The 11,873-nt window shown below is 63.1% G+C and carries 11 protein-coding genes and 1 pseudogene; 5 read left to right on the top strand and 7 right to left on the bottom strand.

The annotated features are described in order from the left end of the window. Positions 1–250: 250 nt before the first annotated feature. Positions 251–1,561, bottom strand: coding sequence for an ABC transporter substrate-binding protein (locus Q0030_RS40315; RefSeq protein ID WP_298380618.1), 1,311 nt, complete (start codon positions 1,559–1,561; stop codon positions 251–253). Between the two features lie 334 nt (positions 1,562–1,895). After that, on the bottom strand, positions 1,896–2,483 hold the full coding sequence (locus tag Q0030_RS40310; protein ID WP_298380616.1) for a TetR/AcrR family transcriptional regulator: 588 nt from the start codon (positions 2,481–2,483) through the stop codon (positions 1,896–1,898). 103 nt (positions 2,484–2,586) lie between these two features. Between Q0030_RS40310 and Q0030_RS40305 the strand changes: the two genes are divergently transcribed. Together Q0030_RS40305 and Q0030_RS40300 are read left to right on the top strand one after the other, a co-directional pair. After that, the gene (locus tag Q0030_RS40305) at positions 2,587–3,996 is read left to right on the top strand and encodes an amidase (RefSeq protein WP_298380615.1); all 1,410 of its coding nucleotides are present in this window, start codon (positions 2,587–2,589) and stop codon (positions 3,994–3,996) included. 260 nt (positions 3,997–4,256) lie between these two features. Beyond that, the gene (locus Q0030_RS40300; protein ID WP_298380614.1) at positions 4,257–4,823 is read left to right on the top strand and encodes a RidA family protein; all 567 of its coding nucleotides are present in this window, start codon (positions 4,257–4,259) and stop codon (positions 4,821–4,823) included. A gap of 24 nt (positions 4,824–4,847) precedes the next feature. Here Q0030_RS40300 and Q0030_RS40295 read toward each other — a convergent pair whose 3' ends face one another. Together Q0030_RS40295 and Q0030_RS40290 are read right to left on the bottom strand one after the other, a co-directional pair. Then, on the bottom strand, positions 4,848–5,549 hold the full coding sequence (locus Q0030_RS40295) for an NUDIX hydrolase (RefSeq protein WP_298380611.1): 702 nt from the start codon (positions 5,547–5,549) through the stop codon (positions 4,848–4,850). Positions 5,550–5,565: 16 nt separating this feature from the next. Further along, entirely contained in the window at positions 5,566–6,591 is a 1,026-nt protein-coding gene (locus Q0030_RS40290; RefSeq protein ID WP_298380609.1) for an ABC transporter substrate-binding protein, read from the bottom strand. 167 nt (positions 6,592–6,758) lie between these two features. On the opposite strand from Q0030_RS40290, the gene Q0030_RS40285 reads away from it, so the two are divergent. After that, positions 6,759–7,208, top strand: a complete 450-nt coding sequence (locus Q0030_RS40285; RefSeq protein WP_298380607.1) for a cupin domain-containing protein — start codon at positions 6,759–6,761, stop codon at positions 7,206–7,208. A gap of 252 nt (positions 7,209–7,460) precedes the next feature. Continuing rightward, positions 7,461–8,789 carry a 4Fe-4S binding protein gene (locus Q0030_RS40280; RefSeq protein ID WP_298380605.1) on the top strand — a complete coding sequence of 443 codons (1,329 nt, stop codon included), beginning with the start codon at positions 7,461–7,463 and terminating at the stop codon, positions 8,787–8,789. 107 nt (positions 8,790–8,896) lie between these two features. Here the strand turns inward: Q0030_RS40280 and Q0030_RS40275 are convergent, their stop codons facing one another. Beyond that, positions 8,897–9,781, bottom strand: coding sequence for an SDR family oxidoreductase (locus Q0030_RS40275; RefSeq protein WP_298380603.1), 885 nt, complete (start codon positions 9,779–9,781; stop codon positions 8,897–8,899). 93 nt (positions 9,782–9,874) lie between these two features. Between Q0030_RS40275 and Q0030_RS40270 the strand changes: the two genes are divergently transcribed. Beyond that, entirely contained in the window at positions 9,875–10,723 is an 849-nt protein-coding gene (locus Q0030_RS40270) for a helix-turn-helix transcriptional regulator (protein WP_298380599.1), read from the top strand. 6 nt (positions 10,724–10,729) lie between these two features. Here the strand turns inward: Q0030_RS40270 and Q0030_RS40265 are convergent, their stop codons facing one another. Together Q0030_RS40265 and Q0030_RS40260 are read right to left on the bottom strand one after the other, a co-directional pair. Continuing rightward, entirely contained in the window at positions 10,730–11,515 is a 786-nt protein-coding gene (locus Q0030_RS40265; RefSeq protein ID WP_298380597.1) for an ABC transporter permease, read from the bottom strand. Next, positions 11,515–11,873, bottom strand: a pseudogene (locus Q0030_RS40260) (ABC transporter ATP-binding protein); the annotation flags it as partial. The gene Q0030_RS40265 and the pseudogene Q0030_RS40260, both read right to left, overlap by 1 nt.

Raw genomic sequence — 11,873 nt, 5'->3', positions numbered from 1 at the left:
GCGAGCACGGCGTCCCCTTCGCGAGCGTTAGAACAGAAAGAAGTCAGGTGGAGACAGCTTGGCCGCAGACTCGCTGCACCTCTCCCGCTTGCGGGGGAGGTCGGAACGCATCGAAGATGCGGTCCGGGTGGGGGCTCTCTCCACAATCAGACTCGCGGAGAGAGCCCCCACCCCAGCCCTCCCCCGCAAGCGGGAGAGGGAGCGCAGTTTCTTCGCGGCAGCTGTTCGATCTAATGTCATCTTGTGCGAGCTATTTGTAGCTGTAGGTGGTGCCGGCCGGCAGCGGCAGCACGGTCTCGCGCTGCATCTGGCTCTTCGGCCACACCACATAGGATTTGTCGTCAATATATTGCAGCACCACCGGGAACGAGCGCGCGTTCTGCCCGGCGTACTGCTCGCCCTCGCCGTAGAACTTCACGCCGTAACCGAGCATGGTGCCGCCCTCGGGAATGTCGGTGTCGAGCGCGGCCTTGCGCAGCGCATCCGGATCGACGCCGCCATACTTCTTGATCGCGCGCGGCAGCACGTCGTCGAGGAACACATAGGCGTTGGCCGCGCCGATGCCAACATGGGCGGAGCGGATCGGCACGCCGGGCTTCAGCCGGTCGAACTCCTCGCCGACCATCTTGATCACTGGCGGCAGCTTGGCATCCATGCCGTTCTGGTTGGCGAGCCAGATCGAGATCGGGTCGGTGTTGAAGAGATAATTGGCGTCGGCGCCGAGCCCTTCCTTCAGCTTCTCATAAACGCCATAGCCCGCGCCGTGGCCGACGATGGCGCCGAACTTCAGCCCCTGCTCGCGCGCCTGACGAAACAACAGGGTAATGTCGGGATTGTAGCCGGTGTGGAAGATCACGTCGGGCTTGGCGCGCTTGAGCTTGGTGACCAGCGCCGACAGGTCGGGCGCGGTCGCCGAATAGCCCTCCTTGAGCACGATGTTGAAGCCGGCTTTCTTCGCGCCGGCCTCGTTGCCCTTGGCGACGTCGACGCCATAGGCGCCGTCCTCATGGATGATGGCAACGCGGAGGTCCTTCGGCTCCTTGCCGAACTTGGACATGGAGTATTGCGCGATGAAGTCGGTCGTCATCATGCCGTATTGGTTGCCGGCGGCCTGCGGGCGGAACACGTATTTGTAGTTCTTGCCGTCGAACACGCCCGAGGAGATGCAGGTCGTGATCCACATGAATTTCTTCATCTGGTCGACCCGGGCCGCCACCGGCACGCATTGTGCCGAGGAGAAGAAGCCCATCACCATGTCGACCTTTTCCTGCTCGAGCAGGCGGACGGCCTCGTTGATGGCGATGTCGGGCTTGCTCTGCGCGTCGGCATAGACCGCCTCGACCTTGTACCCCTCGACGCCGGTCCTGGCGTAATGGTCGAGCATGATCTTGACGCCGGTATATTGCAGCTCGGAGCCGCCGCCGGCCAGCGGGCCGGTCAAATCGAAGATGACGCCGATCTTGATCTTCTTGTCCTGCGCATGCGCGGCATCAACCCCGCCCAGCGCCGCAAGCGCGACAGACAGACCCGCAAGCCAGCGGGCGGCCTTCCTGACCGGCATGAATCCCTCCCCAGAGATTGTGCACTGCATTTTTTGTTTTCGTGCCGCCCTATCACAGGGGGAGCGGCCGATGATGTCAAGCGCGATGGCTGCGTCGCCACGGCGCAGGCCTGATCAAAGCTTCAGCAGATGGATGCGAACGCGCGGCGCTAAGGCGTGTACTCGCGCCATGGATAAACGCCTGCAATGGCGTGGCTCGCTCCGAGCGAGATGACCTGCGTCGGCGATCGCCGCAGAGCGCGTCTGCGCCTAGCGCTTGGGTTGACGCATCGAAGACAGCCTGGATCGCTCAAAGATTCTATCGGTTGCCCATGACAGGATAGCCATTCCCACGCTAGGTCCGGCGCGATTTTACTTTTGCATCCGGAAGCAGACCCGCCGCGCGATAGCCGTCAATTAGCCGATCAAAGAGTTCGATGTCGACGCGGCTCCGAGCCATGAGCTGCGCACCGGCAACGGCGGCGAAGATGGAGCGGGCGCGGATTTCGCTCTCCTTACCTACCGCCAGGCCCGACGCCCTCAGTGCCCTACTCAGCCATGCGACATTGACATCCGCGAAGGCCTGAACCTCCTTTTGCACCTCCGTCGGAAGGTCGTCATGTTCGGCCGACATGAAGCTGCAGAGGCACAAGCGGTTACCGTTCTCGAGCGATCTCCGGAAGATATTGGGATATTCGTTGAGCGCTCGCCGCGGGTCGCCTGCATCCTTCGAGATTCTCTCCAGATCCGCTGCAGTATCTTCCCAGTAGCGCTTGGCGACCGCCGCACCGAGATCAGCCTTACTCGCGAAGTGATGATAGATACTCGGAGCCTTGATACCCACGTCTGCCGCAAGATCGCGGAAGTTCAAGCCGCCGTAGCCGTGAGCCTGCGCAATCCGCGTTGCTGCCGTCAAAATCGCTTCCCGTGATTTTTCGCTCAAAGGAACACCCCGAAGCCTCAACCTAACAAACGTTAGATAGGGCTTGACGGGAAATTTTGGAAGCACTAAAAATACCCTACCAAACGTTAGTTAGGCAGAAGCAATGAGCACTGAAATTGTTTACTCCGACGCGACGAGGCTGGCCGAACTGATCCGGACGAAGGAGGTCTCGCCGGTCGAGGTCGTTCAGGCGTACCTCAATCGCATCGAAGCGGTCGACCCGAAGGTCAACGCAATCGTCACGGTGGCCAACGGTGCCCTCGAGGCCGCCAAGGCAGCGGAGCAGGCGGTCCTCGCCGGTGACGAGCTCGGCCCCCTGCACGGGGTTCCCTTCACGGCGAAGGACTCGATCGACACAGCCGGCGTCGCCACACAGCGCGGCTCGCCGATCTTCAAAGGACGCACGCCCAAGGCCGACGCGACCAGTGTCGCGCGCATGAAGAAGGCGGGTGGAATCCTGCTCGCGAAAACGAACCTTCCCGAATTTTCCTACTGGATCGAAAGCGACAATCTGCTCTCGGGACGGTCGAACAATCCGTGGGATCTGACCCGCACGCCGGGCGGCTCGAGCGGCGGCGAATCCGCCGCGATTGCTGCTGGCATGTCGCCCCTCGGTCTTGGCACCGATCTCGCAATCTCGATCCGCGGACCAGCAGCGCAAACCGGCATCGTCTCGCTCAAGGCAACGCACGGACGCGTCCCGATGACTGGCATCTGGCCCCGCGCACCGCGTCGCTTCTGGCATGTGGGCCCGATGGCCCGCAGCGTCCGCGATCTCGCGCTCGCCCTCTCGCAGCTTGCCGGTCCTGACGGCCATGACGCCTTTGCGACGAGCACGTCTTCATTCGACGCCGGCATCGGGCGTGCACCCGATCGACAGCTTCGGGTGGGCTGGATGGTGGGACCCGGCTTCGGCCCGGTCGACCGGGAGGTCACCGCAACCGTGAACGCCGCCGCAGACGCGCTCGCAAGAACCGGGGTCTTCGTCGAGCCGGTGAGTATCCCTGCGCTCGAGCGGGACTTCGCGCTGGACGTGTTCAACCGCCTGCACGTCATGGAGATGAAGCCTGCGTTCGAGGAAGCGACCGCCGGCCGCCGGCCGGAAGAGCTTTACAAGATGGCCAAAACCATGCTGACGCTACCCGACACCTCCATGAAGGACTACGTCGAGGCGGAGCAGGCAGCCGAACGGATGCGCGACGGCTATGCCGAGTACTTCAGGACCTACGACGCACTGCTCACGCAGGTGCTGCCTATCCCGGCACACGAGCACGGCGTCGGGGAGTTCGTCATCGACGGCAAGAAGGTCGACGCCACCTATCTGCAGGGCGCGACGGTGCCACTCAACGTTACCGGCCTGCCCGGCCTCTCGATGCGATTCGGCACCAGTAAGGAAGGGCTGCCGATCAACGTGCAGCTCGTCGGAAGCTGGCTCGCCGAGTCGACCATCCTGCATCTCGCATCGCTGCTCGAAGGCGCGAGCCCGGTACGCGGCTTGCGCCCGGCGCTCTGAAAGGAAACAAGGCGCGCAAGGTTCGGCGGAACGGTGCCGGCGCGCGGTAGCTTGGCGCGCACTCATAAAACCCGCATGTGCTTTTGGCCCCAAAAGGCGACATAGAAGCCGGTCGGACAGAACGTCGGCCATGGGCAACAGATGACATTCGGTATTGTTACCTTCGGAATTTCCTTCAGACCGGAGAACTACGGAAGGAACCTTCGCCATTTCTGCCTTATCCTTGGGAGCTGCGAAGTAGCTGTCATTGGAGGCGACACATGACTCATGTGCTTTGCAGAACGAGACTCATCGCATGGTTCGGCGCATGCGTGCTTGGATTGGGAGCGTGGATTGCCGCTCCGTCGGGGGCCGTGGCGCAGAATTCACCTTCTGCCGAGGCCAGGCTGAAGGAGTTGAACATTACACTGCCGCCCGTGCCGACCCCGGTTGCCAACTATGTCGATGCGGTTCGGGTCGGCAATCTGCTCTTCCTCGCGGGAAACACGCCGGCTGCTGACTGGAAGTACAAGGGCAAGGTGGGGAAGGACCTCACCGTGCAGGAAGGCTATGACACGGCCCGCCAGGTTGGACTGATCATGTTGGCGAAGGTGCGCGTCGCACTTGGGAGCCTCGATCGCGTGAAGCGCGTGGTCAAGGTGTTCGGGATGGTCAATTCTGCCGAAGGCTTTGGCGATCAGCCGAAAGTCGTGAACGGCTTCTCCGATTTGATGGTGCAGGTCTTCGGCGAAGCGGCCGGCAAACACGCGCGATCTGCTGTCGGAATGGCGGGCCTTCCGTTCAACAACGCTGTGGAAGTCGAGATGATCGTCGAAGTGGCCGAATGATCGGTGATTGCTTCGTGTCTGGGGCTATGCCGGCAGCTGCGTTTCGATGAACGCGGTGACGAAGCGCGGCATGGCGGCGGTGAGATCGGCGCGGCTGCGCACCAGATGGATGCCGGCGAGTTCGGGATTTTTCTGGCGCGCGAGATTGGACTCGATCCGCGCGCGCAGCGCGTCGGCGGGCATGTCGACGCGCAGGATCTGCATCATTGCGAGCGCAACGCCGGTGTAGATGCAGTGCCAGTCGGCGTCCGCGCGGCAATCCGCCGGCAACAGTCCCGTCTCCTCCTCGAGTTCGCGCATCACGCTGCCGGCGATATCGACCGTCTCGCCGCTGATGTCGTCGAGATCAGGCGTGCCGGAGGGAAAATAGATCCGTCCCGCATTCGCGGTCCGCTCACCCATCACGCCACACACGAAGGCGCCGTCGCTTGAGAGCAGCGCGCCCATCCCGAAGCCGTTGAAGACCTCCTTGTCGGGAAAGCCCCAGTCGCGCCAGGCGAGGAAGCTTGCGAAATCGGTCTCGAAGTAGCTGGCGCTGAGCCGCTCGCCGGCAAACACCGGATCGCACCCAAGCAGGACACGGCCGTTCCACAGGTTCGGGTTGAGCCGCTGCTGCTCGGCGAAATGCGCGTCGATCTCGGCGCGCCGCTCATCCGCGAATGCCCAGGGACGCCGCTGCAGGGCGAGGTCGAGCGCGGTGACGCGACAGATGAGCGGAGCCTGCATGCCGGGCACAGCGCGCCTACTTCGCGCTTCCGGTCGTCTCCTTGACCTGATCGACGAACTTGTTGGTGTAGGTCTTGGTGACGTCGATGCCGGCCTTCGCGACCTCCGGCGAGCCTTCGCTGAACACGGCGAGCACCGCTTCGGCGCCCTTGGGATCCATCTTGCCGGTCTCCGAATACATCGGGATCGTGTTCTTCAGCGCCGCGAGATACTGCGCCCTGTCCTTGCCGACGATCTCGTCCGGCATCTTGGCCATGATGTCTTCGGCGGTGTGCGAATGGATCCAGGCCAGCGTCGCCATGATGGCATTGGTCAGCGCCTGCACTTCCTTCTCGTGGCCGTTGACCCAGGCAGCGGTCGAATAGAGCGCGCCACCGGGATATTCGCCGCCAAACACCGCAAGCGTGTCGTGCTGGGTGCGGGTGTCGCTCAGGATCTTGAGATCGGAATGGCTGCCCTGCAGAACAGTGACGGCGGGATCGAGCATCACGGCAGCGTCGATCTGGCCCTGCTCCATCGCCGCGACCGCCGTCGCGCCGAGGCCGACGCCGATCACGGCGGTGCCTTGGGGATCGAGTCCGTTCTTCTTCAACATATATTTCAGGAAGAAGTCGGTCGAGGAGCCCGGCGCACTGACGCCGACCTTCTTGCCGGCGAGATCCTTGACCGAATTGATCTCGCCGGTGTGCTTGGGCGACACCACCAGCACCAGGCCGGGATAGCGGTCATAGACCACGAAGGCCTGCAGCTCCTGCTTCTTGGCCGCGAGGTTGACGCAGTGATCGAAATAGCCGGAGACGACGTCGGCGCTGCCGCCGAGCACGGCCTTCAGCGCATCCGAGCCGCCCTTGAGATCGACCAGCTCGACCGCGAGCCCGGCCTTGTCGTATTCGCCAAGCTGCTTGGCCAGCACGGTGGGCAGATAGCACAGGCAGGCGCCGCCCCCGACCGCGATGGTGATCTTGCTTTGCGCCGCGGCAAGGCCCGTGGACAGGGTCAGCGCCAGCAGCGTTCCGGCAAGCTTGCCCAGCAGATTGTTCATGACGTCCTCCGTTCGACTGGCCGGCAAGATAGAGGAGTGCGCCTGCCTTGAGAAGGCGACTTTCCGGTAACTGGTCAAGCCTGCAGCCACGGCATAGCATCGCGGATACAGGAAAACGCCGAACAAGCACCAAGAATATTTCAAGGGAAACATCAAGGGAGGTCGTCATGAATCGTATTGCAACCGCGCTGTCGATTGCCACTGCCTTTGCGGCCGGCTGCGGCGTCACCCATGTGCTGCGGCCGGCGCTAGCGGCCGAGAGCATCACCGCGCAGGTCATCCACACCGGCGAGATGGAGGGCGACAAGCTCGGCGATGCCAACAAGGTCGGCTTCCGCTCCAAGACGTTCGTCTCGGCCGACGGCGCCACCGTCTCGATCCAGGACGGCAATGTGCCGAAGCACATGCACCCCAACACCAACGAGATGCAATTCGTGCTCGAAGGCACCGGCACGGTCTGGCTCGGCGACAAGGAAGTGACGGTCAAGCCGGGCGATTTGATCGTGATCCCGAAGGGCACGCCGCATGGCGGCACCAAGCCGAACGGCCGCGCCATCAAGGCAATCGCGATCAAGACGCCGCCTCAGGCGCCGGATGACACCAAGCTGCTGGATTAATTGGTGCCTCGACCGTCATTGCAAGGAGCGACAGCGACGAAGCAATCCATCGGCCCGCATGCGCTGAGGGATGGATTGCTTCGCTTCGCTCGCAATGACGGGGATACTTACCTTCTGCCCCCGCGTGAGACAAAGGTGTAGGGTCGCGCACGCCGAGAGTGGTTCCATTGCATGACGATTGACAGATAATTCACTTGCCACACATCCGGCTGCTCCATAAGATGATGATCGTCATTTTAAAGAGAGCGAACCATGAGCCTGGACGATCACCCCACGGTCAGGGCTGTGCGGGCGCGCGGCGGCAACCAATCGGTCCACGATGTCCCGGTGTCATCCGAGCTCATCAAGGAGATCGCGCGGGAGTGCGGGGCCGATGATGTCGGCATCATCGAATTCGAACGTGCCGCCATCGCGCCGCAGCGCGACTTCATCCGCAAGGTCTATGGCCGGACGCGTTCCCTGCTTGCGATTGTGTGCCATATGAACCGCGAGCCGGTGCGCTCGCCTTCGCGCTCCGTCGCCAACGAGGAATTCCACGGCACGTACGATCACGTCAACGAAACCGCGCGCGCCATCGTTCGGGCGCTCGACGAGCACGGCATCCCGGCCTGCAATTCAGTCGCCGCCTTCCCGATGGAGATGGACCTGCCCCGGATCATGATGGTCCAGCACAAGCCGATCGCGGTCGAAGCCGGCCTCGGGCGCATGGGAATTCATCGCAGCATCATCCACCCGAAGTTCGGCAGCTTCGTCCTGCTCGGCACCGTCCTGCTCGGATCCGAGGTGGACGCCTATGACCAGCCGATCGACTACAATCCCTGCCTGGAGTGCAAGCTGTGCGTGGCAGCCTGCCCGGTCGGCGCCATCAAGCCGGACGGCGGCTTCGATTTCCTGTCCTGCCACACCCACAATTATCATGACTTCCTCGGCAACTTCACGCAGTGGGTCGAGAAGGTCGCGGATTCCAAGGACGCCAGGGATTATCGCGCCCGCGTCCCCCGCACCGAGACGCTGAACATCTGGCAATCGCTGTCGTTCAAGCCGGGCTACAAGGCGGCCTATTGCATCTCGGCCTGTCCGGCCGGCGAAGACGTGATCGGCCCGTTCCTGCACGATCGCGACGCGCATTTCACCGAGGTGGTGCAGCCGCTGATCGACAAGGACGAGTTCGTCTATGTGATCCCGGATACCGACGCAGAGGACACGGTGACGCGGCGCTTTCCGCACAAGAAAGTCCAGCATGTCACGTCCGGCCGCCATACCGGCAGCATCCAGTCTTACATCTTTTCGCTCTCGCTCGGATTTCAGCGCGGCCGGGCGCGCGGTCTGGATTTCGCGACGCATCTGCGCTTCACCGGCACGAACGCGCTGGATATGACGGTCGTGATCAAGGGCAAGGACTTGCAGGTGATGCCGGGACGTCATGTCGGAGAGGCAGCTTTGAGCATCACCGCCGATACCCAGTCATGGCTGCGCATCCAGAACCGCGACCTCGAACTGGCGGATGCGATTGCTTTAGAGCTGGTGAGCTACAGCGATGCGACGCTGTTCGCGGCCTACATGCGGTGCTTCCCGCTCTGAGCCGGAATGCGTAGGGCGGGTTAGGCGAAGCCGTAACCCTCTTTCTCCGCGATAGGGTGGGTTACGCCTCCGGCTAACCCACCCTGCGCATCCAGCTGCGCTGCGTCCTACTGCGCGGAGTAGACCAGCTGTTCGAGATCGGTAATCAACCTCGGCCCGGTCGGTTGCCATCCAAGCTTCCTGCGCGTCTGCTCGCTGGAGGCCGCCATGTCGTATCCCGCGAACGTGCCGAGCCAGCCAAAGAAGGCCTGCGCCTCTTGCGGGGCGATGGACTTGACCGGCAGCTTCAGGCGCCGTCCGATCGTTTCGGCAATATCGCGCATCGAGACCCCCTCTTCCGCTACAGCGTGATACCTTGCGTTCGGCTCAGCCTTTTCGATGGCCAGCCGATAGAGACGCGCCACGTCGAGAACATGCGCCGCCGGCCAGCGATTTTGCCCGTCGCCGAGATAGGCGCACGCGCCCTTTTCGCGGTACACCGCGATCAAGGGGGTGATGAGACCCTGCCTGACAGGATCGTGGACCTGGGGAAGGCGCATGGCCGATGCGCGGACATCCTTCAGCGACAAGGCTGTCTGTTCCGACACACGAGGGAATGGGAAATCCGGCGATATCGTTTGGTCCTCAGTCGCGATCTGGCCGGGCGCGGCCAATCCCGCCAAGCCCCCGGTGACGATCAGCGGCCTGTCCGATCCAGCCAGAACAGAACCCAGGGCTTCGATCGCGCGGCGATCGATCTCGCAGCTCTTCGCGAAACTGGACCAGTCATGAACGAAGCCCAGGTGAATGACAGCATCCGAAGCGGTTGCCCCCTTGCGCAAGCTATCAAGGTCCTCGAGCGAGCCGCGAAGAACATCCGCACCAAGGGCAGAGATCGCGCTCGCGCCTTCGTCCGAACGGGCCATGCCAAGAACCTGATGTCCGGCGGCGATCAGGTCCTTGACGACGGGAGTGCCGATAAATCCGGTGGCACCAGTGACAAACACACGCATCAGCAAAGTCTCCAAGTTTCACTGGAGACAAATCTGGCCCTGTGCGATATCCTGTTAAAGTAGTGATCTTATCATGGTATAAATGCTAACAGCATGAGCGCTTCACTCGAACAAGAGAACCTGCTCGGCGCTTATCTGAAGGACCGCCGCAGCAAGCTCGATCCGGCCGCGTTCGGCTTCCCGACGGAGCGGCGCCGGACAGCGGGCCTGCGCCGCGAGGAAGTGGCTCAGCGCGCCAATATCAGCCCGACCTGGTACACCTGGCTCGAGCAGGGCCGCGGCGGCGCGCCGTCCGCCGACGTGCTGGACCGCATCGCGCGGGCGCTGATGCTGACCGATGTCGAGCGCGAGCACCTGTTCCTGCTCGGCCTCGGCCGCACGCCTGAGGTGCGCTACCAGAAAAATGAAGGCGTCACCCCACGGCTGCAACGGGTGCTCGACGCGCTGGAGCCGATCCCCGCCGTCATGCGGACCGCGACCTGGGACGTCGTCGCCTGGAACAGAGCCGCGACCATCATGCTGACGGACTATGCATCGGAGCCGCCGAGCCGGCGCAACGTGCTGCACTATTTCTTTCTCGATCCGAACGCTCGCGCCGCGCAATACGATTGGGAGAGCGTCGCGCGCTTCGTGGTCGGCGCCTTCCGCGTCGATGCGGCACGCGCCGGCGCCGCGACGGTGGTGCAGCCGTTCGTCGACGAGCTCTGCCGGCAGAGCCCTGAATTCGCGGCGATGTGGCGCGATAACGACGTCCGCGCCCACGGCGAGGCGATCAAGCATATTCGCCATCCGGTCCTCGGACCGATCTCGTTCGAATATTCGATCTTCGCGGTCGACGGCCGACCCGACCTCGGCCTTGTGATCTACAATCCGATCGACCCGGAGGTCCGGGACAAAATTCGCGTGCTCATGGAAGCGAAGCCGACCCGCAGGCGCGTGTGAGACTGCTTAATCCCGCGCCACCGCCGTCGGCCGCCAGACCAGCAGCCGCTTCTCCACGACAGTCACCGCCATGTCGATCAGGATGACGAAGGCCGACAGCACGAACATGCCGGCGAACACGCCGGCGACGTCGAACACGCCCTCGGCCTGCTGGATCAGGTAGCCGAGGCCGGCGGCGGAGCCGAGATATTCGCCGACCACCGCGCCGACCACCGCAAAGCCGACCGAGGTGTGCAGCGAGGAGAACATCCACGACAGCGCCGAGGGCCAGTAGACGTGGCGCATCAGCTGCCGCTCGTTCATGCCGAGCATGCGGCCATTGTCGAGCACCGTGGTCGGCACTTCCTTGACGCCCTGATAGACGTTGAAGAACACGATGAAGAACACCAGCGTCACGCCGAGCGCGACCTTGGACCAGACGCCGAGCCCGAACCACAGCGCGAAGATCGGCGCCAGCACCACGCGCGGCAGTGCGTTGACCATCTTCACATAGGGATCGAACACGGCGGCGACGCGCGGCTGCCGCGCGAACCAGAAGCCGACCAGGATGCCGCCGGCCGAGCCGATCACGAACGCGAGGATCGATTCCCACAGCGTGATCGCCAGATGCTTCCAGATCACCCCGGTCGAGAACCATTTTACAATTTGGCTGAAGACGTCGACCGGATTGGAGAAGAAGAACGGCGGCAGCACCACCTTGCCGAACACCGGTACAGTGGAGAAGAACTGCCACAGAGCCAGCGTGACGACCGCGACCAGAACCTGCAGGGACAGCAACGTGACGCGCGACATCAGGCGGCTCCCGCCTGCGTCGACTGCACGTAGCCCTTCATCACCTCGTCCTTCAGCACGCCCCAGATCTCGCGGTGCAGGGCATGGAAATCCTTCTCCATCCTGACTTCGGCGATATCGCGCGGCCGCGGCAGCGTGATGCGCCAGTCGCCGATGATGCGCGCGGAAGGACCTGCCGACATGATCACGACCCGGTCGGCGAGCGCGATCGCCTCCTCGAGATCGTGGGTGACGAAGAGCACCGCCTTGCGGTCGGCGGTCCACAATTCCAGCAGAAGATTGCCCATGATCTGCCGCGTCTGGGCGTCGAGCGGGCCGAACGGCTCGTCCATCAGCAGGATCTTCGGATCGCGGATCA

The sequence above is a fragment of the uncultured Bradyrhizobium sp. genome, assembly GCF_947648125.1.
Lineage (GTDB): Bacteria > Pseudomonadota > Alphaproteobacteria > Rhizobiales > Xanthobacteraceae > Bradyrhizobium.
The sequence above is the reverse complement of the archived record's forward strand: the minus strand, read 5'-3'. Positions and strand labels throughout refer to the sequence as shown.